This window comes from Nocardioides ultimimeridianus (assembly GCF_054777895.1).
In genome coordinates this window covers 114,420-136,600 of sequence record NZ_BAAHAB010000009.1, presented here as the reverse complement: position 1 = coordinate 136,600, position 22,181 = coordinate 114,420, and the positions used below count along the sequence as shown (strand labels likewise).

Sequence of the window (22,181 nt, the reverse complement as noted above, 5' to 3'; positions counted from 1 at the left end):
GCGAGAGACGTCGCATCGGCTCTTCAGTCGAGGATCTCGGCGGTCCCCGCACGCTGCATCGCGGCCAGCCCGTCCCGCATCGCCTGGAGCCGCTCCGGCGGGTGACCGATCCAGTCGACGATCTCGCCCGTGACACGCAGCGGGGAGCGGCTGCGGTAGGAGCGGGTGGGGTTGCCGGGGAACTTCTTGTCGGTGACGTTCGGGTCGTCCTCGTAGTCGCCGGTCGGCTCGACGGTGTAGATGCGCCCCCGGCCCTCGCCCGCGGCCAGCTCCGCGCCCCAGGTCGCGGCGTCGAGGGTGGCGGTGAAGTAGATGTGGTTCATCGTCCGGCCCTCCTCGAAGTTCGATCCGCGACCGGGCACGAGCAGGTCGCCGACCGCGAGATCGGCCTTGGTGCCGTGCAGGAACACGCTGTCGGCGTACTCCTCGAAGGGGACGGGCTCGGTCGGCGTACTCACGGAAGAGACCCTAGAACGCGTGCCGACGCAGAGTCGTCAGAAGCGCCACCTGCCGCTGGATCGAGGCGCTTCTCGCGCCGCAGCGGCTGGCGGACGGGCTGGCCTGTAAGCCGGGTTCTGTCCTCTTGCGAGGGGCGACCATCCATCTAGGGCCATCGTTGCCGGTGGCCTCGAGCGACCTACCCGTGTGCTCGGGCGAGCAGCCCTCGGACGCACACTGTCTGGTCTTGCTCCGGGTGGGGTTTACCTAGCGCACCTGGTCACCCAGGCACCTGGTGAGCTCTTACCTCACCGTTTCACCCTTACCCCTGTCGCCAGGGGCGGTCTGTTCTCTGTGGCACTGTCCCGCGAGTCACCTCGGGTCGGTGTTGCCGACCACCCTGCTCTGTGGAGCCCGGACTTTCCTCGGGACCCTCGCCTCGCGGCGGTGGTCACGCGGTCGCCCGGCCAGCCCGTCCGTCGTACAGACTAGGGAACAACGCACCTCAGGCGACAGTTGCAGGACTCATGAGCGAGATCCAGGCCCCTGTCATCGTCTTCCCGGACGTGCCGCGTTCGTCGGCGTACGGCATCGCGTGGGACATGCTCGCCCGCCGTGCCCCGCGGGAGGCGCTCGAGATCCTCGCCCCCGCGCTGGAGGCCGAGCCCGGCAACCACGGACTGCGCTCGCTGCGCGCCTGGGCCTACCTGATGCGCGCCCAACTGCAGAAGGCCGAGGCCGAGCTGCGCGGCCTGGTCGACGACGACCCGTCCGACACCTGGGCGCGGCACGCCCTGGGCCGGTCGCTCGAGCGCCAGAGCCGGTACGCCGAGGCGCTGGGCCACCTCCGCCTCGCCGCCGCCATGAGCGGCGACCCCGAGCACGAGTACGACGTGCTGCGCGTGGAGCGCCTCGTGGGGGTCGTCGCGTAGGTGGTGCGTAGGGTCGAGGCCATGGCGAAGGTGCACACGACGGCCTCGATCAGCCCGACCAAGCCGGAGGTGCTGGAGGCCCATCTCGGCGGTCCCGTCGAGATCCTCGGCAGCTACCGGTTCGACGATCCCGAGGGCGAGGTGGGCGTCGAGGGGTTCGTCGTACGACGCGACGGCGCGACCCGCCACGTCGTGCTGACCTACCGCGCGGCGCTCCTGGTCGGGGCCGACGACTTCCTGGTCGCGACCATGCAGCACTCCGAGCTCGGCGCGCGCTGGGTGTACGACGGACTCGGCGACCCGGTCGCCCTCGGCTGCTTCCGCCGCGCGCTGCTGGGGGAGCAGGCCCAGGCCACCCTCGAGGTGTACGCCGACGGGGTGCTGGTCGGCACCCGCGAGCCGACCGTCCGGCTGGCCCTGACCCGGACGCCCGGCGCGACGACCGACCAGCCGCTGACGATCGCGGACGACCTGGACGTGCCGCTGCCCGCCGCGGGCGCTCGCCTGGACGCCTCCTGGGACGGTGGGCAGGCCACGGTCGCGACGCTAGGTTGATCCCATGTCGTACTGGTTCTGCGTCAAGCACCACGCCGTCGAGAGCGGCCCCGACATGTGCCCGCCGATCGACCGGCTCGGCCCCTACGACACCGAGGCCGAGGCGTCCCGCGCGCTGGACAAGGCCGAGGAGCGCAACGAGGCCTGGGACAACGACCCGAAGTGGAACGACTGACGCGTGGCGCGTCGCCGCAAGGTCCGGCCGGTCGCGGCCGACGGCGCCCCGATCTCGCCGGCCCCGTTCATCGGGCTCTGCCTGCTCGCCGCCTCCTTCTTCCTGTACGCCGCCGCCGTGGTCCTGGCTCCGTGGTGGGTGGTGCTGATCGGGCTCATGCTGTGGGGTGCCCTGGTCGCGATCAGCGTGCGCTGGTGGGGCCCCAGCCCGGGCCGGCTCCCGTGGGTCGGCGTGAGCGCCGTCGTGCTCTGGGCGGTGCTGATGATCGGCGGCGGGATCGCCTTCCACTGGCACGGGCTCTGGACCGCCCGCGGATGAGCCTCCGAAACCGGCCGGTTCGGGAGTAGTGTCGATCCATGACCGGCGTGACCGATCTGGGTGAGGCACGGGCTGCGCGCCGGCGCCCCGCGGACGAGCGCGACGCCCGCCGGGAGGTCCTCGCCGAGTCGGCGCTCGCCGCCCTCGGCGACCTCGGCTACGCCCGGGTCAGCCTGCGCGAGATCGCCGCGAGGTCGGACCTCAGTGAGGAGGTCGTCGAGGACAGCTTCGACGACAAGGTCGACCTGATCATCTTCTGCGTCCGGCACTACAAGCTGTCGTGCGTGCACCGCTACGACACCGTCGTCGCCGAGTCCACGACGGCCGAGGAGGTCGCGGCGGGCTTCGCGAACAAGCTGGTCGAGACGCTGCTGGACGAGGCCCCGATGCACCGGCTCTGGTACGACCTGCGCACCCAGAGCCTGTTCGAGCCCGCCTTCCGCGAGGTCGTCCTCGAGATCGAGGGCTGGCTCTCGGAGATGATCTGGCGGGTCGTGGAGCGGTACGCCGAGCTCGGCGGCCACGAGCTCGGCCTCAGCGAGGCCGTCACCTACGGGGTGTTCGACGGGATCTTCCAGCGGGCGCTGCTCGGCCACCTCTTCGGCCAGCCGGGCGTCCTGGACGACTTCCGTGCCGAGGTGGTCGAACTGATGCCGATGGTCCTCAAGCCGGACTGATCCGCGCTGAGCCCGGCAGGCACAATGGCCGCATGGCGATCCACATCACCGACGACCCGGCCGCGGACGAGCTGCTGACCGACAACCCCTTCGCGCTGCTCATCGGGATGATGCTCGACCAGCAGTACCCGATGGAGCACGCCTTCCTGGGGCCGCAGAAGGTCGCCGGCCGCTTCGGCAGCTTCGACCCGGCCGCGATCGCGACCGCCGACCCTGAGGAGTTCGCCGCCCTCTGTGCGACCACCCCGGCCATCCACCGCTTCCCGGGCTCGATGGCCGCGCGCCTGCAGGAGATCGCCCGCATCGTGGTGGACCAGTACGACGGCGACGCCGCCCGGATCTGGACCGAGGCCGCCGACGGCAAGGACCTCGGCAAGCGGGTCCAGGCGCTGCCGGGCTTCGGCGCCCAGAAGGCCAAGATCTTCGTCGCGCTGCTGGCCAAGCAGCTCGGCGTACGGCCCGAGGGGTGGGAGAAGGTCGCGGGGGACTACGCGCTCGACGGCTTCCGGTCCGTCGCCGACGTCGTCGACCCCGCCAGCCTGCAGAAGGTGCGCGACTACAAGAAGGCCGCGAAGGCGGCTGCCAAAGCCTGAGAGCACCCTGAGGTTCAGGCCCTCACCGGTGCCATGGCACACTGTGTTCGCGCACTCTTGACGCCTGCGGGACGGTGCGCGCCCTCAAGTCAATGCGCAGTACCTCAGCAAGACCCACCGGAGAGGTGTACGTGTCCTCAAAGCTTCTCATCGCCGCCGTGATGGAACATCCCGCGATCCAGGCTCTCATCGAGCAGGCGAAGCCGACGGGCGCCGTGTCGCCCGAGCAGCTGCGGCAGGCGTTCACCGAGGCGGACGTCGCCCCGGCCCAGCTCAAGCCGCTGATGACCCACCTCGCGGCCGCGGGCATCTCGGTCGACATGCCGGCCGAGCACCGTGCCGTCGCCGCGACCAGCCGGTCGACCGCGAAGAAGGCCCCTGCGAAGAAGGCCGCGGCGGCCGCTCCCGCCGCGAAGAAGGCCGCGGCCGCGCCTGCCAAGAAGGTGGCCGCCAAGAAGTCGGCCGTCGAGATCGGCGACGTCGCCGTCGCCGCTGTCGGCCCCGATGGCAAGAAGGTGCTGCCCGACATCCCCGACGACCAGTTCGAGGAGGATGTGAAGGCCGACCCCACCATCAAGGAGGCCGAGGAGGAGGCCACCGCGACCTCCACGTTCGTGGTGTCCGCCGCCGACGAGACCGACGAGCCTGCCCAGCAGGTCATGGTCGCCGGCGCGACCGCCGACCCGGTCAAGGACTACCTCAAGCAGATCGGCAAGGTCCCGCTGCTGAACGCCGAGCTCGAGGTCGAGCTCGCCACCCGCATCGAGGCCGGCCTGTTCGCCGAGGAGAAGCTCGCCAAGGGCACCAAGCTCACGCCGAAGCTCGCTGAGGAGCTGGAGTGGATCGCCGAGGACGGGCGCCGCGCCAAGAACCACCTCCTCGAGGCCAACCTCCGACTCGTCGTCTCGCTCGCGAAGCGCTACACGGGTCGCGGCATGCTGTTCCTGGACCTGATCCAGGAGGGCAACCTCGGCCTGATCCGCGCCGTGGAGAAGTTCGACTACACCAAGGGCTACAAGTTCTCGACGTACGCCACCTGGTGGATCCGTCAGGCGATCACCCGCGCGATGGCCGACCAGGCCCGCACCATCCGCATCCCGGTGCACATGGTCGAGGTCATCAACAAGCTCGCCCGTGTCCAGCGGCAGATGCTGCAGGACCTGGGCCGCGAGCCCACCCCGGAGGAGCTCGCCAAGGAGCTCGACATGACCCCGGAGAAGGTCGTCGAGGTCCAGAAGTACGGCCGCGAGCCGATCTCGCTGCACACCCCGCTCGGCGAGGACGGCGACTCCGAGTTCGGTGACCTGATCGAGGACTCCGAGGCGATCGTCCCGGCCGACGCGGTCAGCTTCACGCTGCTCCAGGAGCAGCTGCACGCGGTGCTCGACACGCTGTCCGAGCGCGAGGCGGGCGTCGTCTCGATGCGCTTCGGCCTGACCGACGGGCAGCCGAAGACTTTAGACGAGATCGGCAAGGTGTACGGCGTCACGCGCGAGCGCATCCGCCAGATCGAGTCGAAGACGATGAGCAAGCTGCGGCACCCGTCGCGCTCGCAGGTCCTGCGCGACTACCTGGACTGACACCAGCCTCAGCACAGCGAACAGGAACGCCCTCCCGCCGAAGCGGGAGGGCGTTCTTACATGCGGGCCTGCGGTGGGGCTCAGCCGAGTCTGACGCAGGTCGGCCGGGCAGCATCGGCGACCGAGCCGTCGTGATGCGGGGCTGGCCCCAGTGCAGCAGGTCACATCGAGGTCGTGCGCGGATTCCAGCAAGATTTGACCTGCGGGACGGTTAAATTCCGCAACCAGGTTTCCGGGTCTGCGTCGCCGTCAGCCGGTGGCGACCAGGGCGACCGTGCCGGCGCAGAGCGCGAGTCCGAGGGCCTGGCGCGCAGAGATCCGCTCCCGCAGCACCGCGACCGCGAGCACGACGGTCACGGCCGGGTAGAGCGAGGTCAGGACCGAGCTCACCGACAGCAGCGTCGACCGGGCGGCCAGCAGGAAGCCGAGCTGGGCGCTGCCGGCGAGCAGGCCGGCGGCCACGCCCCACAGGTCCGCGCGACGCGAGGGCCGCCACCGCTCGCGCAGCACGGTGGCGAGTGCCGCGACGACCACCACCGCGGTCGCCTGGGCGAGCGCGAAGGGCCACAGGCCGGAGTCGGCCGGCACGTGGCCGAGGCCGACGAAGGACAGGCCGAAGCCGGCTCCGGCGAGCACCCCGTCGCGGAGCGCGCCGAGGTCGTGCCCGGGGGAGTGCTCGCCCTGCGTCGGCGAGGAGGCGGCCAGGGCGATGCCGGGCAGTGCGAGCACGATCCCGAGCCAGACCAGCGTCGAGGGGCGCTCGCCGGTGGTCACGCCGACCACGACCGGCAGCACGGCCGCCGCGACCGCGGAGACCGGTCCGACGACCGCCATCCTCCCGGCGGCCAGACCGCGGTAGAGCATGGCGCTGCCGAAGCCCGTGCCGACGCCCGCGAGGACACCCCACAGCAGGGCATGCGGGGCGGGGTGGACGCCTTCGACGGCCGCCAGCAGGGCGGCGGCGACCAAGGCGGTGGAGCTGGCGAGGAACGCGACCGGCCACGCCGACGTACGACGTGAGGCGAGCCCTCCGACGAAGTCGGAGAGCCCGTACGCCGCGGCTGCGGCCAGTGCCAGGAGGATGCCCATCAGAAAGGACGAAGCCCCGGACCTTGCGGCCCGGGGCTTCGGATGTCAGGTCCGGATCAGTCCGCCACGGCGGCCGGCTTGTCGCTCAGCTTGTGCGTCTCGTCCTGGACGTTGGCAGCGATCGCCTTGAGCTTGTCGCCGTGCTCGCGGGCGTGGTGGCCGCAGAAGAGCAGCTCACCGCCGGTCGCGAGCTCGACACGAAGGTAGGCCTGGGCTCCGCACCGGTCGCAACGGTCCTCGGCGGTCAGCGGGGCGGGGGCAACTGCAGTTGTCACGTCGGCCTCTCTCTCTTCGTCGTACCTGCCATATCGGCCAGGTACCGGGAACAACGTAGCCACTAGAGCAAAGATTCCCTGTCGAGTGTGCATCCAATCACGCGATCTTCGGCGGCGTTGCCGATCCATCACATCGTGACAACGACGTGACCCGTGTGCCTGTCACGCGGCCCGGCGTGTCGCCGGTAGATTCGGTGGACGCACCCCGCACCACCCCTGCAAGGAGCCGATCATCGCCGAGAGCAAGTCCACCGGGACTCAGGCCTACAACGCCGCCCACCTCCTGGTCCTGGAGGGCCTCGAGGCGGTCCGGAAGCGGCCCGGGATGTACATCGGCTCGACCGACACCCGGGGCCTCATGCACTGCGTCTGGGAGATCATCGACAACGGTGTCGACGAGGCCCTCGGGGGGCACGCGCACAAGGTCGAGGTGACGATGCACGCCGACGGCTCGGTCGAGGTGTACGACGACGGCCGCGGCATCCCGACCGACAAGGAGCCCAAGAGCGGGCTGTCCGGCGTCGAGCTGGTCGCGACCAAGCTGCACGCGGGCGGCAAGTTCGGCGGCGGGTCGTACAACGCGACCGGTGGTCTGCACGGCGTCGGCCTGTCGGTGGTGAACGCGCTCTCGAGCCGGATGGACATCGACGTCGACCGCTCGCCGGCCACCCAGGGGATGAGCTTCCAGCGCGGCGTACCGGGCGTGTTCGACGGGGAGGGTCCCTTGGCCCCGTTCACGCCCGTCTCCGGGCTCACCCGCAAGGGCGGGCGCGTCGCGAAGACCAAGTCCGGCACCCGGATCCGGTTCTGGCCCGACCGGCAGATCTTCACCAAGGACGCCGGCTACCTGCTCGACGGGCTGATCGGCCGCGCCCGGCAGACCTCGTTCATCGTGCCCGGTCTCGAGCTCGTCATCCGCGACCAGCGCGCGGCCGACAAGGGCGAGTGGACCGAGGAGAGCTTCCGGCACGACGGCGGCATCGCGGAGTTCTGCGAGTTCCTCGCCGAGGACGAGCCGGTCACCGAGGTGCTCCGCCTCCAGGGCGCCGACACCTTCACCGAGACCGTGCCCATGCTCGACGACCAGGGCCACATGACGCCGCAGGACGTCGAGCGCGAGCTGACCGTCGACGTGGCGGTGCGCTGGGGCACGGGCTACGACACCACCACGCGCTCGTTCGTCAACGTGATCGCGACGCCCAAGGGCGGCACCCACGTGGCGGGCTACGAGGCCGCGCTCACCAAGACCTTCAACGAGGCGATGAGGGCGTCCAAGGCGCTCAAGGTCAACGACGACGACGTCGTCAAGGACGACATCCTCGAGGGCATGACCGCGGTCGTCACCGTGCGGCTCGCGGAGCCCCAGTTCGAGGGGCAGACCAAGGAGATCCTCGGTACGCCGGCCGCCCGGACCGTCGTACGCAAGGTCGTCTCGGCCCAGCTCAAGGAGTTCCTCACCTCCACGAAGCGGGCCGAGAAGGCCCAGGCGAAGCTGCTCATGGAGAAGGTCGCGGGGGCGGCCAAGACCCGGATCGCGGCCCGTCAGCACAAGGAGACCCAGCGCCGGAAGAACGCGCTGGAGTCGTCGTCGCTGCCCGCCAAGCTCAACGACTGCCGCTCCGGGGACAACGAGCGCACCGAGCTGTTCATCGTCGAGGGTGACTCCGCGCTCGGAACGGCGAAGTTCGCCCGCAACTCGGAGTTCCAGGCGCTGCTGCCCATCCGCGGCAAGATCCTCAACGTCCAGAAGGCGTCCGTGGGCGACATGCTCAAGAACACCGAGTGCTCCTCGATCATCCAGGTCGTCGGCGCCGGGTCGGGGCGGACCTTCGAGCTCGAGGCGCGGCGCTACGGCCGGATCATCTTCATGGCCGACGCCGATGCCGACGGGTCGCACATCCGCTGCCTGCTGGCCACGCTGTTCTTCAAGTACATGCCCGACCTGATCGCCGCCGGGCGCGTCTACACGGCCGTGCCGCCGCTGCACCGGATCGAGGTCGTCCAGCCCAAGAAGGGGCAGGACAAGTACATCTACACCTACTCCGACGACGAGCTGCAGCGGAAGCTGGCCGAGCTGCGCAAGAAGAACATGCGCTGGAAGGACCCGGTCCAGCGGTACAAGGGTCTCGGCGAGATGGATGCCGCCCAGCTGCGGGAGACCACGATGGATCCCCGGCAGCGCACGCTGCGGCGGATCACCGTCGACGACGCCGCCGAGGCCGCCGAGGTGTTCGAGCTGCTGATGGGCTCCGACGTCGCACCGCGCAAGGAGTTCCTGGTCCAAGGGGCGTACGACGTGGACATGGAAGCCCTCGACGCGTAGGAACGTCTCATGGCAGACGATCGGGCAGCGGTGATCAAGCTGCTCAAGGCACGCGGCTTCAAGGCCCGGCGCGGTCACCTGCGCCTCGCCGTCGGCGACCTCCTCTGGTACGCCGACGTGCGGACCGACGGGGTCGGCACCTCCGCCTCGCTGCTGCTGGAGGTCGGATGCTGGACGCCGCTGCTCCCACCGGAGCCCGACGGCGGAGCGGTCGACTGCCCGCTGCTCGCCGACCTGCCCCTCTCCTCACCCACGGCCGAGGTCTCGGCGCTGGTCGACCGCATCGGTGGGATCGGCACGCTGGCCGAGCTGCGGGAGTCGCTGGGGGAGTTCCCGGGGGTGTTGGTGGACCGGGGGTTGCGGGAGATCCTGGGCTGAGCCTTCGGGGCTGGTGCTGCGGGGCTGATGCTTCGGGGGTCGGTCTGGGCGGCCGCACCTTAGCTCGTCGTCACCCGCCGTCAAGGACGCCTTCGGCGCCGCTGCGCGGTGCCTGCGGCATCCTTGACTGCGGGTCCCGGACGACGAGCTGGACGGCGCGACAACGGCACGGGCTCCGCCCGCGCCGCCGCTTCGCGGCCGCCCCGAAAGATCCCCTTTGACCTGGGAATTTGTTCGTTTCGGGGGTGCCGAAAACGTTCGAACAGGTGTACCATGGAAGGCAGTTGATCAGTCCATCTCGGGGAGCTTGTCATGGTCGCAGGTACGGTGTCGTTGCACCCGATCCTTGCCTGCGCGCGATCTCTTCAGAACGACCTCACGGCAGTCGCCGACATGCCGGCCGACTACCTCCGCACCTGCGACAAGGCAGACCTCCTCACCGACCTCGCCCGCGTGGAGAGCCAGCTCGCCGAGCTGAAGCTCCGCGTCCTCGCTGCAGCCGCGGATGTGGCCGAGGAGCACGGGTCCCGTGACGCCGGCTGCTGGCTCGCCCACGCCACCCGCATCACCGGATCGGCCGGACGGGCTGCCCTGCGACTGGCCGAGTCGCTCGAGGCCCACCCGCTCACCGCAACTGCCATGCGCGAAGGCGCGGTGAACGAGGCCCAGGCTCGCGTCATCATCCGCGCTGTCGACAAGCTCTCCGACAACGTCGACCAGTCGGTCCGGGCCCAGGCCGAGGCACACCTGATCGAGCTCGCCGCGATCTACGACCCCAAGGACCTCGCCGTCCTGGGCACCAAGATCCTCGAAGTCGTCGCCCCCGAGGTCGCTGAGGCCGAGCTCGGCAAGGCGTTGGAACGTGAGGAGCAGGCCGCGGGGGACGAGGTCGCCATCCGGATCCGGAAACGTGGCAACGGGATCACCCGCTGGATCTGCGACCTCCCCGACTCGGTCTCCGAACGAGCCCTCACCTACTTGGAGGCAGAGGACTCACCCCGGGTCACCCAAACCCGATCCCGGAACAGGGGCGAGGCGTTCTGCCGACTCCTCGAGCTGCTCGACCCGAAGCGGCTGCCCGACCACGGCGGCGACGCGACCACGGTCATGGTCACCATCCCCCTCGAGACCCTCACCCACGAGCTCGGGTCCGCGACGCTCGGCGACACCGTCATCTCCGCCAGTGACGCACGGCGGCTCGCCTGCACCGCGAAGATCATCCCCATCGTCCTCGGCGGCACCTCTGAACCCCTCGACCTCGGCAGATCCCGCCGCCTCTTCGACCCGCCTCAGCGCAAGGCCATGCGGCTACGCGACAAGCGCTGTCGCGCCGAAGGCTGCTCCATACCGGCTGCCTGGTGCGAGGCCCATCATCTGAAGCCGTGGTCGGAGGGCGGCAGGACCGACCTCGCCGACGGCGTACTGCTCTGCAGTCATCACCATCACCGGGCCCACGACACCCGCTACGACATGACCAAGCTCGCAACCGGCGACTACCGATTCCACCGCCGGACCTGAGACGCATCTCGTCCACAGGGGTCACGGATGAGGGTGGTGGGACGACCGGCTGCCGCGTTAGCGTGCCCGTGATCTCGGGAGGTCGTCATGAAGGCATTGCTGGCGTTGGCGGTGATGGTGCTTGTCGCCGGCTGTGGTGCGGCGGATCCGCCCGCCACCGATCCACCGCCCACGGTCTCCACGTCGTCGGCACCGCCGGCGAAGCCGCTCTCCCCGGAGCAGACCGTGCGGGCCTGGGTGCGGGCCTACAACGACATCGCCAGGTCAGGCGACGGAACGCTCGACAGCGATCTCAAGACGGCTGACTGTGGGACCTGCGATCGTCTGACCGGATCGTTGGCCGAGACGATCAACGCAGGTGGCGCGTACAGAGGAGGTCAGTGGCAAGTCGTCCGGACCCACCTCAAGTCCCAGTCCAAGGCCAAGGCCGTCGTCGATGCCCTGATCACGATGGCCGCCGGTTCGATCCGCGATCGCGCCGGAGCCGGATTCCGCCACTTCGACGCCGAGCGGGACATCATCGAGTTTCATCTCGATAACGAGGGTGGCCGCTGGTACGTCTCCTTCATCGGCTGGCTCTCATGAAGCGGGTGACCGCGGTGCTGTTGGGAGCGCTGCTCCTCAGCCCGATGGCGGCTGCGCCCGCACACGCAGGGGTTGTCTGCCACTGGATAAGCGTGCAGAAGCTCATCGGCGGCAAGGTCGTGATCACGAGCAAGAAGGTGTGTGTGGTGACCACCTCTCATGTCGTGGCGGTCGGTGCCTTGCCCGCCGACGGAACAGCATCGGACGCAGCCTGTGCGGGAGCAGCCGCTGCTCTCCACACCGACCCTGCTTCCGTTTGTCCCACGGCCCATGCCAAGAACGCAGGCCAACCCGGCCCCGCCCAGATCGCGGCGGCGATCTGGCGGCTCCGCCTGCCGCCGTCCGGCCTTCACATCCAGCCGGTGAAGGGGCGGACCCTGGTCAACCTCGCCACCAACTTCTACGCGACCAACGCCCCGATCGAGCGGACCGTCACGCTGCTCGGGCACCGGATCCGGGTGCGGGTGTGGGCGGGCCGTTACGCATGGACCTTCGGCGACGGCAGCAGCCGCAGGACGACCAGCGCGGGGGCGCCGTACCCGAACCTGCTGGTCACGCACCACTACCGAAGCAAGGGCGTGGTCCGAGCGTCGCTGAGCACGGTCTACGTGGCGGAGTACCGCCTCGGGCAGCAGGCGTGGCGGCCCGTTCCGGGCTCGGCGAGCATCGCGAGCCCGGCCCAGCGCCTCGAGGTGGTCACCGCCACGCCCCGCCTCACCGACCCCTACGGGTGAGGGTCAGACCTTCTGCTCGAGCAGGCCGCTGTCGACGTCGTAGATGAAGCCGCCCACCTTGACGGTGTCGGGGATGAGGGGGTGCGCCTTGACCCGCTGCACGTCGGCGATGAGGGCGGCCTCCTGGCCGTCGGTCACCGGCAGGGTCAGCCAGGACGTGTCCTGGCCGGTGGAGGCGTTCAGCTTCTCGCGCAGCGCGGACTCCGGGTTGCTGGCCACGGCGCAGCGCGTGTGCGGGGCGATGACGATCCGGTCGACGTTGAGCATGTGCACCGAGATCACCAGCGCATCGAGGGTCAGGTCATCGACGCGGCCGCCGGGGTTGCGGATGATCTTGGCGTCGCCCGGCTTCAGGCCGAGCATGCCCAGCGGGTCGATGCGGGAGTCCATGCAGGTCACCAGGCCGACACCGGCCTTGGCGATGCCGTCGAAGCCACCGAAGTCGAAGGTCTCGGCGAAGGCTCGGTTGGCGGCGAGGATGTCGTCGAAGTCAGCCATGGCTCCGAGGTTATCGGTCGCTCACCCGGCCGTGCGAAGCGTCTCGCCGATATCCACGCCACGTGTCCTGGCTCCGCGCAGCACCACCAGTGACAGCCCCGCGGCGACCAGCGCGACGACCGCCGCCCCGGCGAAGACCGCGTGCTCCTGGAGTACGCCGAGGCGTGCCAGCTCCCAGTCCGGGTGGGCGGCGCTGGCGGCGTACAGGCGTCGCAGGCCGATGGTGGTCAGCGCCGAGATGCCGACCAGCATGCCGACCATCCGCGCCACGACGACCAGCGCTGAGGCCAGCCCGTGGCTGTCCTGCGGGGTGGTCGCGAGCATGGCCGCGTTCACGGGGGCGAGGGCGAGCCCGAAGCCGAGGCCGCCGAGCAGCAGCGGCAGGGTCGGCACCCAGGAGCTCAGCGCATCCATGTCCCACTGCGACATCAGCCCGAAGGACGCCGCTGCGCACACCATGCCGACCGCCGCGATCGGGCCAGCGGAGACGCGGCGCAGCAGCCAGCCGCCGGCCACCGCGCCGACCGGCAGCGCGACCAGGAACCGCAGCAGCACCAGGGCGGCGTCCAGCTGCGAGTCGGGGTAGACCGTCGTCCGCGCGAACAGCGGGATGTCGACCAGTGCCGCGATCAGGGAGAAGCCGACCAGGAAGCTGACCGCGATCGCACCCCACGCCGGCGTGGGCCGCAGGATGCCGCGAGGCACGATCGGTGCGGTGGCGGTGCGCAGGTGCAGCCCGAGGAGTACGACGGCGACGAGCGTGCCGAGGAGGTACCACCAGCCCTGCGGGGCGAACACCGCGACCTTCGGGTCGGCGGTGGCGAACGCCAGCACCACGCCCGCGAGGGCGAGGCCGAGCAGCGTGGCGCCGCGCAGGTCGGCGGCCACCAGCGAGCGGACCCAGCCGCGCAGGTCGACCAGCGGCCGCTTCGCGAGCGCGCACCAGACGATCAGCGCCAGCGCGGCGACGACCGTCACGATGCCGACCGGGGTGATCCAGCGGGGGCCGTTGTCGACGTACGGGATGAAGATCTGGCCCCAGGTCAGGTCGCGCTTGATGGTGTCGGGCTGGAGGAAGGTGAGGCCGCCGGCGACCACGACGACGGCCAGCAGGAGCAGGCCGAGGAGGTCGGGTCGATGCCTGGACCCGACGCGCGGCCGGCCGCGGCCGACGACCGCCGCGAGGAGGAGGCCGACGATCAGGTTGAGGATGAAGATGAGGCGCCAGTCGCTGACGGCCAGCACGAGGGCGCCGTACAGGGGGCCCAGGACGCTGCCGAACTCCTGGACCGCCGACACGATCCCGAGCGGCATCCCGCGCCGGTCCGCGGGATAGAGCATCCCGACGATCGCCATGGTGGCGGGCACCAGACCGCCGCCTCCGACGCCCTGGAGGAACCGGCCGATCACCATCGACGGCAGGTCGACCGAGACCGCGGTCAGCATCGACCCGAAGGAGAAGACCACCAGCGAGGCGACCAGCACCGGCACCGGCCCGCGCAGGTCGGCGATGCGGCCGATGAGCGGCAGCATGGCGACGTACCCGAGCAGGAAGCCGGAGACGATCGGGGCGGCGCGCTGCAGCTCCTCCAGGGGGATGCCGACGCCCTGCATCATGTCGGGCAGCGCCAGCACCACCACGTAGGTGTCGATCGCCGCGAACGCGACTGCGACCGCTGCGAGGGTCAGCAGCAGGCGCGGCCTCAGCCCGTCGGTCACCCCTTCGGTCACTGGGGTGCCTTGATGTCCTTGGTGACGTCGTACTTGGTGATGTTGATGGTGTAGGTGATCGGGGAGGCGTTCGGGAAGAAGGACCCGGTGAGCTCCGCGGTGCGCAGCGAGCCGTCGCCGGCGATGTCGAACGTGACGTCGAAGGAGTCGCCGTTGGCGCACGGGAGCACCTTCTTGATCGCCGCGGCGGTCTCCTTGCCGGTGTAGGGCGTGATGACCACGGAGGCGTCGGTGGTGTCCCGCTCGGACTTGCCCGCGGTCAGGTCGGTCGCCGAGGTGAGCAGGTCGGACACGCCGGAGTCGGGGGCGAGGAGCGTGGCCGGGTCGGGCGCGCACAGCGAGGCGGCGGAGTACTGGTCGGTCCAGCCGAGGATCGGGATGTTGATCCAGAGCTTGCCGTCGACCGAGATGACGTCCACGCCGCTGTCGCTGAGGCCGCTGACGCGACCGGCGACGGTGCCCTGGAAGGACGGCGGGTCCGCCACGATCGTGCCGTCGGCCGACTGCAGGTAGTCGACGCCCGGGTCGGAGGAGGCCTTCAGCGACACCTCGACGCCGCTGGTCGAGTCGAGCTTCTGCTTCGCGGTGGTCATCGCCTGGTCCGGCGGCACGGTCGATCCGCCCGAGGACCCGCACCCCGCGACCAGCACGGCGGTGACGGCGAGGGGGAGGAGTGCGCGCTTCATGGCGGTCACCCTTCCACACCGAGGCCGACGACGAGCGGACCGGCGCAGGCCGCGATGGCCTGGCTCCCGGGCACCCCGGAGCCGTCGCGCTTGCCGGTCGCCTCGGGCAGGTCGATCGGCGCGCCGCTGGCGGCCGCGGCCCGGGCGGGCGCGGGTCCGGCCCACGCGAAGACCAGGGCGTCCTCGCCCTTGAGGAACCGGTGGCAACGTACGCCGCCGGTGGCGCGACCCTTCGCGGGGTACTCCCAGAAGTCGGTCACCTTCACGGCGCCCGGCTCCGTGCCGGGCAGCGCCGTCGAGGAGCCCGACGCGGTCACCAGCACCACGCCGCCGGGGGAGTTGAGGTCCAGCGACCCGAACCACACGACGCGCTCGCCGTCGGCGACGCGGACGCCGGCCATGCCGCCGCCCGCACGCCCCTGCGGGCGGACGCCGGCAGCGCCGAAGTGCAGCAGCTGGGCGTCGGAGGTGACGAAGCAGAGCTCCTCCTCGCCCGTGCGCAGCTGCACGGCGCCGACGACCTCGTCGCCGTCCTTGAGGCCGATGACCTCCCACTCGTCGCGGCCGATGACCTCGGGGTTGACGCGCTTCACGACGCCCTGCCGGGTGCCGAGCGCGAGGCCGGGGCCCTCGGTGTCGAGGGTGCACAGCGCCAGCGCGCGCTCGCCCGCGGCCAGCGAGAGGACCTCGGCGAGCGGGAGCCCGCCCTGCAGGTTGGTCTCGTTGGCCGAGGCGGGGATCGCGGGCAGGTCGATGACGCCGAGCTTGACCAGCCGCCCGGCGGAGGTGATGACCCCGATCTCGGAGCGCACGCTGGTGCGGACGGCGGAGACGACCACGTCGTGGTTGGCTCGGGGCCCGCCGGTGCCGACCTCCTCGGTGTTCATGGTGCGCGCGAGCAGGCCGGTCGAGGACAGCAGCGCGAAGCACGGGTCGTCGGCGACCTCGAGCGGGGTGGCGGCGGCCGTGACCGCGGCGGTGCCGGCGGACTCGAGCAGCACGGTGCGGCGCGGGGTGCCGTAGGTCTTCGCGACCTCGGCCAGCTCGTTGGAGACGACCTTCCGGAGCAGCTCCTCGTCGGCGAGGATCGCGTCCAGCCCCTCGATCTCGCGGCGCAGCTGCTCCTGCTCCTTCTCCAGCTCGATCCGGGAGAAGCGGGTGAGCCGGCGCAGCTGCATCTCGAGGATGTACTCGGCCTGGACCTGGCTGAGGTCGAAGACGCTCATCAGCCGCTCCTTGGCGGCCGCCGAGTCGTCACTGGTGCGGATCACCTGGATGACCTCGTCGATGTCCAGCAGCGCGATCAGCAGGCCGTCGACCAGGTGCAGCCGGTCGGCCTTCTTGTTGCGGCGGAACTGGCTGCGGCGGCGTACGACGTCGTAGCGGTGCTCCAGGAAGACCGTCAGCAGCTCGCGCAGGCCCAGGGTGCGCGGCTGGCCGTCGACGAGCGCGACGTTGTTGATGCCGAAGCTGTCCTCCATCGGGGTCAGCTTGTAGAGCTGCTCGAGCAGGGCCTCGGGCACGAAGCCGTTCTTGACCTCGATCACCAGCCGCAGGCCGTGGTCGGCGTCGGTGAGGTCCTTGATGTCGGCGATGCCCTGCAGCTTCTTGCCCTGGACCAGGATCTTGATCCGCTCGACGACCTTCTCGGTGCCGACGCCGTAGGGGAGCTCGGTGACCACGATGCCCTTGCGCCGGCCGAAGGTCTCGACCCGGGCGGTCGCGCGCATCCGGAACACCCCGCGGCCGGTCTCGTAGGCGTCGCGGATCCCGTCCAGGCCGACGATCTTGCCGCCGGTCGGCAGGTCGGGGCCCGGGATGAACCGCATCAGGCCCTCGGTGGTCGTGTTCGGGTGCAGGATCAGGTGCCGGAGCGCCTGGACCACCTCGACCAGGTTGTGCGGGGCCATGTTGGTCGCCATGCCGACTGCGATGCCGGTGGCGCCGTTGACGACCAGGTTCGGGATGGCGCTGGGCAGGACGGTGGGCTCGAACTCGCGGCTGTCGTAGTTCGGCTTGAAGTCGACGGTGTCCTCGTCGATGGACTCGGTCATCGCCATCGCCGGCGGCGCCATCCGGCACTCGGTGTAGCGCATGGCGGCGGGGGAGTCGTCGGGCGAGCCGAAGTTGCCGTGGCCGTCGATGAACGGCAGCCGCAGGCTCCACGGCTGGGCCGTGCGCACCAGTGCGTCGTAGATCGCGCTGTCGCCGTGCGGGTGCAGCCGACCCATGACCTCACCCACGACGCGGGCGCTCTTGACGTGCCCGCGGTCGGGACGCAGGCCCATGTCGTTCATCGTGTAGAGGATCCGGCGCTGGACCGGCTTGAGGCCGTCGCGGGCGTCGGGCAGGGCCCGGGAGTAGATGACGGAGTAGGCGTACTCCAGGAACGACGAGCGCATCTCGTCGCTGACGTTGATGTCGAGGATGTGCTCCTCGAAATCGTCGGGTTCCTGCTTCGTCGTACGTCGTGCCACGAGGCGCCATTGTTCCCGGTGGCACCGACGCAGGCGCACAGGGCGCGCCAGGCTGGGGCCGAGCCGATAGATTTCTTCCCGTGAGCGCCGGCGATTCCACCCCGACCGAGGAGATCGTCACGCCGCCGGAGCACTGGGAGGCCGACGTACTGCTCCGCGACGGGCGTACGGCGCACATCCGGCCGATGCGCGCCGACGACGAGCAGCTGCTCGTCGAGTTCTACTCCCGCGTCTCCGACGAGTCGAAGTACTACCGGTTCTTCTCGCCGATGCCGGTGCTCTCCGAGCGCGACGTCCGCCGCTTCACCCACGTCGACCACGAGCTGCGGGTCGCGCTGGTCATGATCCTGCAGGGCCGGATGATCGCGGTGGGGCGCTACGACGTGATCAACGCCGACGAGGCCAACCCCGGCGGCACCGAGGCCGAGGTCGCCTTCCTCGTCGAGGACCGGCACCAGGGCCGTGGCATCGCCCAGCTGCTGCTCGAGCACCTGGCCCAGGCCGGCCGCGAGCGCGGCGTCGAGCGGTTCGTCGCCGAGGTGCTGCCCGACAACACCCGGATGATCCAGACCTTCCGCGACGCCGGCTACCGCGTGGCCAGCGGGTACGCCGACGGCGTGATCACCCTCGAGTTCCCCATCGACACCACCGACACCGCGGTGGGGCTGATGCGGGCGCGCGAGCACACCGCAGAGGCGGCCTCGATCCACCGCTTCTTCCACCCGCGCTCGGTCGCGATCATCGGCGCGAGCCGGCGCCAGGAGACCATCGGCCAGGTGCTGGTGCGCAACCTGGTCACCGGTGACTTCACCGGCCGGGTCTACGTGGTGAACCCGAGCGCGCGGGCGGTGTCGGGCATGCCGGCGTACAAGACCGTGCAGGACATCCCCGACGAGGTGGACGTGGCGATCGTCGCCGTCCCCGCCGACGCGGTGACCGACGTGGTGCTCGACTGCGCGGCCAAGGGCGTGCACGGGCTGATCGTCATCTCCTCGGGCTTCGCCGAGGCCGGCGAGGACGGCCGGCGCCGGCAGCGGCACATGGTCGGCCTGTCCCGCTCCTACGGGCTGCGGCTGATCGGCCCGAACTGCCTGGGCATCATCAACACCGACCCGCGGGTGCAGGTCAACGCGTCGCTGTCCTCGGTGATGCCGGCCCGCGGTCGCGCCGGGTTCTTCTGCCAGTCCGGCGCGCTCGGCTCGGCGATCCTGGAGAAGGTCAAGAACCGCGGCCTGGGCATCTCGACCTTCGTCAGCGCCGGCAACCGCGCCGACGTCTCGGGCAACGACCTCCTGCAGTACTGGGAGGAGGACGAGTCGACCGAGGTCGTCATGATGTACCTGGAGTCCATCGGTAACCCCCGCAAGTTCTCCCGGATCGCGCGCCGCGTGTCCAAGCGCAAGCCGATCGTCGCGGTGCGCTCCGGCCGCACCACCCAGGGTGTGCCCATGGGCCACTCGGTACGCCGCATCGGAGCGCCCCAGGCCGCCGTCGACGCCATGTTCCGCCAGGCCGGGGTGATCCAGGTCGACACCCTCGACGACATGTTCGACGTCGCCCAGCTGCTCGCCCACCAGCCGCTGCCGCGCGGGCGCCGGGTCGCCATCGTCGGCAACTCCGACGCGCTCGGGCTCCTGGCCGCCGACGCCGCCGCCTCGGTCGGCCTGGTGGTCAACCGGTCGGTCGCGCTCGGCGCGGAGGCCACCGCCGAGGACTTCGAGGACGCGCTCGACGCCGCCATCGACGACCCCGACGTCGACTCGGTGGTCGCGGTCTACATCCCGCCGCTCGACATCTCCGGCGAGGAGGTCGCCAACGTCCTGGCGGCCGTGGGGGAGCAGTCCGACAAGCCGCTCGTCTCCACCTTCCTCGGCGCCGAGGGCATCCCCGAGCTGCTGCGCGTTCCCGACGTCGCGGGGTCCTCGGCCGGGCGCGGGTCGGTGCCGTCGTACCCCGCGGTCGAGGCGGCCGTGCGCGCGCTCGCGCGCGTGGTCGAGTACGCCGTCTGGCTCCGTACGCCGGACGGCGAGCCGCTGCAGCCGGCCGACGCCGACGCGCGGGGTGCCCGCAACCAGCTGCGCCGGATCCTGCTCGAGGCCGGGACCGAGCGCGCCACGGAGGGCATCGACCTGACCCCCGAGCAGCTGACCGAGCTGCTGGCGGCGTACGAGATCGACCTGTGGCCGGTGGTGCGGGTGGAGACCCTCGAGGAGGCCGAGACGGCCGCCGCCGAGCTGGGCTGGGACGTCGTGCTCAAGGCGACCGAGGAGTCGCTGCGTGAGCGCCCCGACCAGCGCCACATCTTCCGCGGGATCACCACGCCCGGCGAGCTCGCCGAGGCCTGGGCGGCGCTCGAGCGGATCGTGAGCGACCCGGTCTCGGCCGGGTTCGTGGTGCAGCGGACCGCCGCCCCCGGCGTACCGCTGGCGATCCGGTCCTTCGAGGACCCGCTCTTCGGCCCGGTGCTGTCCTTCGGGGTGGCCGGTCCGGTGATCGAGCTGCTCGGCGACTGGTCCTACCGGATCCCGCCGCTGGACGAGCGGGCCGTCGCGGCGATGGTGCGCGAGGTCAAGACCGCGCCGCTGCTGTTCGGCTACCGCGGCGCGGATCCGGTCGACATCGACGCGGTCGAGGACGTCCTGGCCAAGGTCGCCGAGCTGCAGAACGACCTGCCCGAGGTGTCCTCCCTGGAGCTCTCCCTGGTGCTCGCCGGCACCGACTCGGCCGCGGTGCTGACCGCCCGGGCGCGGATCGCGCGGGTCACCGACCCCCGCCCCGACGACACGGCCCGCCGGATGCCGGACCTGATCAACACGATCCCCGGGTAGTCCGCACCCCCGGGCGAGGGCGGATCGCCACCGAGGGCCGTGACAGGATGCCGACATGCGCAAGTCCGTCGACCCGTTGACCGAAGACCGCGACCACGCGCCCGAGCTGCGTGCCGCGATCGACCGGACCGGGTACTACCCCGAGGTCGTCGCCGACGCCGTCGAGGACGCGGTCGGCGGCGAGCAGGTCGTGTCCTACTACGTGCACCACGAGCCGACCTTCGAGCGCGACGAGGTACGCCGCCACCAGTCGGTCATCGTGCTCACCCCGTCGCGGCTGATCCTGTGCCACACCGACGAGCACGCCGGCGACGACCTGCTGCCCGAGCCCTACACCTCGACCTCCACCGAGGCCGTCGCCCTCTCGTCGGTCGCCTCCGTGGTCATCACCCGGATGGTCGCCAACCCGACCAACGGCCCGTCGGCGGCCGCTGAGGCCGTGATGACGATCGGGTGGGGCGGCGTGAGCCGCCTGGACCTCGAGCCCGCCGGCTGCAACGACCCGAGCTGCGACGCCGACCACGGCTACACCGGGGTCCTCGCCTCCGACGACTTCTCGCTGCGGGTCTCCGCCGCAGCCGACGGCCGGGACGCGGTCGGCGGCCTGCTCGACTTCGCCGCCCAGCTCTCCGCGCGCACCCGAGGCCGCTAGTGGTCGAGGACTTCTGCGAGCCGACCTACGGCTCCCGGTCGCTCAGCGACGTCCTCCCGGCGGTGGCGCGCGCGCTCGGCAACCCGCTGGCCCACCAGCCGACGGACCTCGAGCTGCCCGACGCGCCGGCGTACGTCGTCTTCCTCATCGACGGCCTCGGCTCCGAGCTGCTCCGCCGCTATGAGTACGCCGCTCCCTATCTCGCCTCGCTGATCGACGACGCGCCCGCGGCGACCGCCGGGGTGCCCTCGACCACGACCACCTCGCTGACCTCGTTCAGCACCGGGCTGGTGCCGGGTGCGCACGGGCTGGTCGGCTTCACGACCCGCGTCCCGGGGACCGATGCGCTGCTCAACGCGCTGCACTGGGACGTGCCCGACCTCGACCCGAAGGTGTGGCAGCCGCACCAGACCGCGTTCGGCGCGCTGCAGAGCGCCGGCGTGCGGGCGAGCGTCGTCAACAAGCGCGAGTTCGAGGGGTCCGGGCTGACCATCGCGGCCCAGCGCGGAGCGACGTACGTCGGCGTCGACAAGGTCGGCGAGCGGATCGCGGCCGTGCTCGGCGCCTCCGCGCACCGGCCCTCACTCACCTATGTCTACGACTCCGACCTCGACTGGACCGGCCACCGCTGGGGCGTCGCGTCGCAGCAGTGGCTGCAGCAGCTGGCGATGATCGACCATGAGGCCGAGCAGCTGCGCGAGGCCCTTCCCGCGGACCGGCGGCTGGTGGTGATCGCCGACCACGGGATGGTCGACGTGCCCACGGAGGCGCGCGTCGACGTGGCCCACGACGACGACCTGCGGGCCGGGATCGCGCTGGTCGGGGGAGAGGCGCGGTTCCGCCACCTCTACTGCACCGGCGGTGCGGTGCCCGACGTGATCTCGACGTGGACCGAGGTGCTGGGCGACCGGGCGACGGTGCTCAGCCGCGCCGACGCGATCGGCCGTGGCTGGTTCGGTGCCGTCGACCCGAGCGTGCTGCCGCGGATCGGGGACGTGGTGGTCGCCTGTCGCGGCGACTTCGCGGTGATGGCGACCGACGCGTTCCCCTACGAGCGCCGCCTGATCGGCATGCACGGCTCGCTCACGCGCGCCGAGATGCTGATCCCGATCCTGGTCGACTGACCGGCCGTCGCGAAC

At 70.9% G+C, this 22,181-nt stretch carries 22 protein-coding genes, 1 other RNA gene and 1 pseudogene; 16 read left to right on the top strand and 8 right to left on the bottom strand.

Features of this window, described 5'->3' with window-relative positions; genetic code table 11:
* Positions 1-23: 23 nt before the first annotated feature.
* Together arr and rnpB are read right to left on the bottom strand one after the other, a co-directional pair.
* A complete protein-coding gene (gene arr, locus ACYU8V_RS09260) occupies positions 24-458 on the bottom strand; it encodes an NAD(+)--rifampin ADP-ribosyltransferase (RefSeq protein WP_460846844.1) in 435 nt (144 codons plus the stop codon).
* Between the two features lie 90 nt (positions 459-548).
* Positions 549-913: RNase P RNA component class A (rnpB, locus tag ACYU8V_RS09255), an RNA gene on the bottom strand.
* 52 nt (positions 914-965) lie between these two features.
* On the opposite strand from rnpB, the gene ACYU8V_RS09250 reads away from it, so the two are divergent.
* The 8 genes and pseudogenes from ACYU8V_RS09250 (at position 966) to ACYU8V_RS09215 (ending at position 5,268) form a co-directional block, all read left to right on the top strand.
* Positions 966-1,370, top strand: coding sequence for a tetratricopeptide repeat protein (locus ACYU8V_RS09250; RefSeq protein ID WP_460846843.1), 405 nt, complete (start codon positions 966-968; stop codon positions 1,368-1,370).
* Positions 1,371-1,391: 21 nt separating this feature from the next.
* Positions 1,392-1,925 carry a maltokinase N-terminal cap-like domain-containing protein gene (locus ACYU8V_RS09245; protein WP_460846842.1) on the top strand — a complete coding sequence of 178 codons (534 nt, stop codon included), beginning with the start codon at positions 1,392-1,394 and terminating at the stop codon, positions 1,923-1,925.
* 4 nt (positions 1,926-1,929) lie between these two features.
* The gene (locus ACYU8V_RS09240) at positions 1,930-2,100 is read left to right on the top strand and encodes a hypothetical protein (RefSeq protein ID WP_460846841.1); all 171 of its coding nucleotides are present in this window, start codon (positions 1,930-1,932) and stop codon (positions 2,098-2,100) included.
* A 3-nt stretch (positions 2,101-2,103) separates the two neighbouring features.
* Positions 2,104-2,418: a hypothetical protein gene (locus ACYU8V_RS09235; RefSeq protein WP_460846840.1), complete on the top strand. Its 315-nt coding sequence runs from the start codon at positions 2,104-2,106 to the stop codon at positions 2,416-2,418.
* A gap of 38 nt (positions 2,419-2,456) precedes the next feature.
* Positions 2,457-3,095, top strand: coding sequence for a TetR/AcrR family transcriptional regulator (locus tag ACYU8V_RS09230; RefSeq protein WP_460846839.1), 639 nt, complete (start codon positions 2,457-2,459; stop codon positions 3,093-3,095).
* A 32-nt stretch (positions 3,096-3,127) separates the two neighbouring features.
* Positions 3,128-3,688 carry an HhH-GPD-type base excision DNA repair protein gene (locus tag ACYU8V_RS09225; RefSeq protein ID WP_460846837.1) on the top strand — a complete coding sequence of 187 codons (561 nt, stop codon included), beginning with the start codon at positions 3,128-3,130 and terminating at the stop codon, positions 3,686-3,688.
* A gap of 92 nt (positions 3,689-3,780) precedes the next feature.
* Positions 3,781-4,008 (top strand): annotated as a pseudogene (locus ACYU8V_RS09220) (RNA polymerase sigma factor region1.1 domain-containing protein); the annotation flags it as partial.
* Positions 3,997-5,268, top strand: a complete 1,272-nt coding sequence (locus ACYU8V_RS09215) for an RNA polymerase sigma factor (protein WP_460847211.1) — start codon at positions 3,997-3,999, stop codon at positions 5,266-5,268. The pseudogene ACYU8V_RS09220 and the gene ACYU8V_RS09215, both read left to right, overlap by 12 nt.
* Before the next feature lie 249 nt (positions 5,269-5,517).
* Here the strand turns inward: ACYU8V_RS09215 and ACYU8V_RS09210 are convergent, their stop codons facing one another.
* Both ACYU8V_RS09210 and ACYU8V_RS09205 read right to left on the bottom strand, forming a co-directional pair.
* Positions 5,518-6,357: an EamA family transporter gene (locus ACYU8V_RS09210; protein WP_460846835.1), complete on the bottom strand. Its 840-nt coding sequence runs from the start codon at positions 6,355-6,357 to the stop codon at positions 5,518-5,520.
* 56 nt (positions 6,358-6,413) lie between these two features.
* On the bottom strand, positions 6,414-6,632 hold the full coding sequence (locus tag ACYU8V_RS09205) for a DUF7455 domain-containing protein (protein ID WP_460846833.1): 219 nt from the start codon (positions 6,630-6,632) through the stop codon (positions 6,414-6,416).
* Between the two features lie 232 nt (positions 6,633-6,864).
* On the opposite strand from ACYU8V_RS09205, the gene ACYU8V_RS09200 reads away from it, so the two are divergent.
* From ACYU8V_RS09200 to ACYU8V_RS09180, 5 genes are all read left to right on the top strand, one after another.
* A complete protein-coding gene (locus ACYU8V_RS09200) occupies positions 6,865-8,955 on the top strand; it encodes a DNA gyrase/topoisomerase IV subunit B (protein WP_460847209.1) in 2,091 nt (696 codons plus the stop codon).
* Between the two features lie 9 nt (positions 8,956-8,964).
* Complete coding sequence (locus ACYU8V_RS09195) at positions 8,965-9,333, top strand: hypothetical protein (RefSeq protein WP_460846831.1); 369 nt, start codon at positions 8,965-8,967, stop codon at positions 9,331-9,333.
* Between the two features lie 312 nt (positions 9,334-9,645).
* On the top strand, positions 9,646-10,851 hold the full coding sequence (locus tag ACYU8V_RS09190) for an HNH endonuclease signature motif containing protein (RefSeq protein ID WP_460846830.1): 1,206 nt from the start codon (positions 9,646-9,648) through the stop codon (positions 10,849-10,851).
* A gap of 87 nt (positions 10,852-10,938) precedes the next feature.
* Positions 10,939-11,436, top strand: a complete 498-nt coding sequence (locus ACYU8V_RS09185; RefSeq protein ID WP_460846827.1) for a hypothetical protein — start codon at positions 10,939-10,941, stop codon at positions 11,434-11,436.
* On the top strand, positions 11,433-12,170 hold the full coding sequence (locus ACYU8V_RS09180) for a hypothetical protein (RefSeq protein ID WP_460846825.1): 738 nt from the start codon (positions 11,433-11,435) through the stop codon (positions 12,168-12,170). The genes ACYU8V_RS09185 and ACYU8V_RS09180 overlap by 4 nt, the downstream gene beginning before the upstream one ends.
* A 3-nt stretch (positions 12,171-12,173) precedes the next feature.
* On the opposite strand, the gene ACYU8V_RS09175 is transcribed toward ACYU8V_RS09180, so the two are convergent.
* The 4 genes from ACYU8V_RS09175 to ACYU8V_RS09160 are packed head-to-tail and all read right to left on the bottom strand — an operon-like array spanning position 12,174 to position 17,562.
* Positions 12,174-12,668: a beta-class carbonic anhydrase gene (locus ACYU8V_RS09175; protein WP_460846824.1), complete on the bottom strand. Its 495-nt coding sequence runs from the start codon at positions 12,666-12,668 to the stop codon at positions 12,174-12,176.
* A 21-nt stretch (positions 12,669-12,689) separates the two neighbouring features.
* On the bottom strand, positions 12,690-14,399 hold the full coding sequence (locus tag ACYU8V_RS09170; RefSeq protein WP_460846823.1) for an MFS transporter: 1,710 nt from the start codon (positions 14,397-14,399) through the stop codon (positions 12,690-12,692).
* Positions 14,396-15,085, bottom strand: coding sequence for an LppX_LprAFG lipoprotein (locus ACYU8V_RS09165; RefSeq protein ID WP_460846822.1), 690 nt, complete (start codon positions 15,083-15,085; stop codon positions 14,396-14,398). The genes ACYU8V_RS09170 and ACYU8V_RS09165 overlap by 4 nt, the downstream gene beginning before the upstream one ends.
* 5 nt (positions 15,086-15,090) lie before the next feature.
* The gene (locus ACYU8V_RS09160) at positions 15,091-17,562 is read right to left on the bottom strand and encodes a DNA gyrase/topoisomerase IV subunit A (protein ID WP_460846820.1); all 2,472 of its coding nucleotides are present in this window, start codon (positions 17,560-17,562) and stop codon (positions 15,091-15,093) included.
* Between the two features lie 80 nt (positions 17,563-17,642).
* On the opposite strand from ACYU8V_RS09160, the gene ACYU8V_RS09155 reads away from it, so the two are divergent.
* From ACYU8V_RS09155 to ACYU8V_RS09145, 3 genes are read left to right on the top strand one after another with little or no spacing between them, the layout of a single operon-like run.
* Positions 17,643-20,390: a bifunctional acetate--CoA ligase family protein/GNAT family N-acetyltransferase gene (locus ACYU8V_RS09155; RefSeq protein WP_460846819.1), complete on the top strand. Its 2,748-nt coding sequence runs from the start codon at positions 17,643-17,645 to the stop codon at positions 20,388-20,390.
* Positions 20,391-20,445: 55 nt separating this feature from the next.
* Positions 20,446-21,042 (top strand): DUF5998 family protein, encoded by a 597-nt coding sequence (locus tag ACYU8V_RS09150; RefSeq protein WP_460846818.1) that lies wholly within the window; start codon positions 20,446-20,448, stop codon positions 21,040-21,042.
* Positions 21,042-22,166: an alkaline phosphatase family protein gene (locus tag ACYU8V_RS09145; RefSeq protein WP_460846816.1), complete on the top strand. Its 1,125-nt coding sequence runs from the start codon at positions 21,042-21,044 to the stop codon at positions 22,164-22,166. Before ACYU8V_RS09150 ends, ACYU8V_RS09145 begins: the two co-directional genes overlap by 1 nt.
* Positions 22,167-22,181 lie beyond the last annotated feature (15 nt).

Excerpts from the sequence above, each read along its gene's own strand:
- ACYU8V_RS09210 (WP_460846835.1), bottom strand. The coding sequence starts at position 6,357 with ATGGGCATCCTCCTGGCACTGGCCGCAGCCGCGGCGTACGGGCTCTCC.
- ACYU8V_RS09245 (WP_460846842.1), top strand. The coding sequence starts at position 1,392 with ATGGCGAAGGTGCACACGACGGCCTCGATCAGCCCGACCAAGCCGGAG.
- ACYU8V_RS09190 (WP_460846830.1), top strand. The coding sequence starts at position 9,646 with ATGGTCGCAGGTACGGTGTCGTTGCACCCGATCCTTGCCTGCGCGCGA.
- ACYU8V_RS09225 (WP_460846837.1), top strand. The coding sequence starts at position 3,128 with ATGGCGATCCACATCACCGACGACCCGGCCGCGGACGAGCTGCTGACC.
- ACYU8V_RS09185 (WP_460846827.1), top strand. The coding sequence starts at position 10,939 with ATGAAGGCATTGCTGGCGTTGGCGGTGATGGTGCTTGTCGCCGGCTGT.
- ACYU8V_RS09240 (WP_460846841.1), top strand. The coding sequence starts at position 1,930 with ATGTCGTACTGGTTCTGCGTCAAGCACCACGCCGTCGAGAGCGGCCCC.
- ACYU8V_RS09150 (WP_460846818.1), top strand. The coding sequence starts at position 20,446 with ATGCGCAAGTCCGTCGACCCGTTGACCGAAGACCGCGACCACGCGCCC.
- ACYU8V_RS09165 (WP_460846822.1), bottom strand. The coding sequence starts at position 15,085 with ATGAAGCGCGCACTCCTCCCCCTCGCCGTCACCGCCGTGCTGGTCGCG.
- ACYU8V_RS09180 (WP_460846825.1), top strand. The coding sequence starts at position 11,433 with ATGAAGCGGGTGACCGCGGTGCTGTTGGGAGCGCTGCTCCTCAGCCCG.
- ACYU8V_RS09250 (WP_460846843.1), top strand. The coding sequence starts at position 966 with ATGAGCGAGATCCAGGCCCCTGTCATCGTCTTCCCGGACGTGCCGCGT.
- ACYU8V_RS09195 (WP_460846831.1), top strand. The coding sequence starts at position 8,965 with ATGGCAGACGATCGGGCAGCGGTGATCAAGCTGCTCAAGGCACGCGGC.
- ACYU8V_RS09230 (WP_460846839.1), top strand. The coding sequence starts at position 2,457 with ATGACCGGCGTGACCGATCTGGGTGAGGCACGGGCTGCGCGCCGGCGC.
- ACYU8V_RS09175 (WP_460846824.1), bottom strand. The coding sequence starts at position 12,668 with ATGGCTGACTTCGACGACATCCTCGCCGCCAACCGAGCCTTCGCCGAG.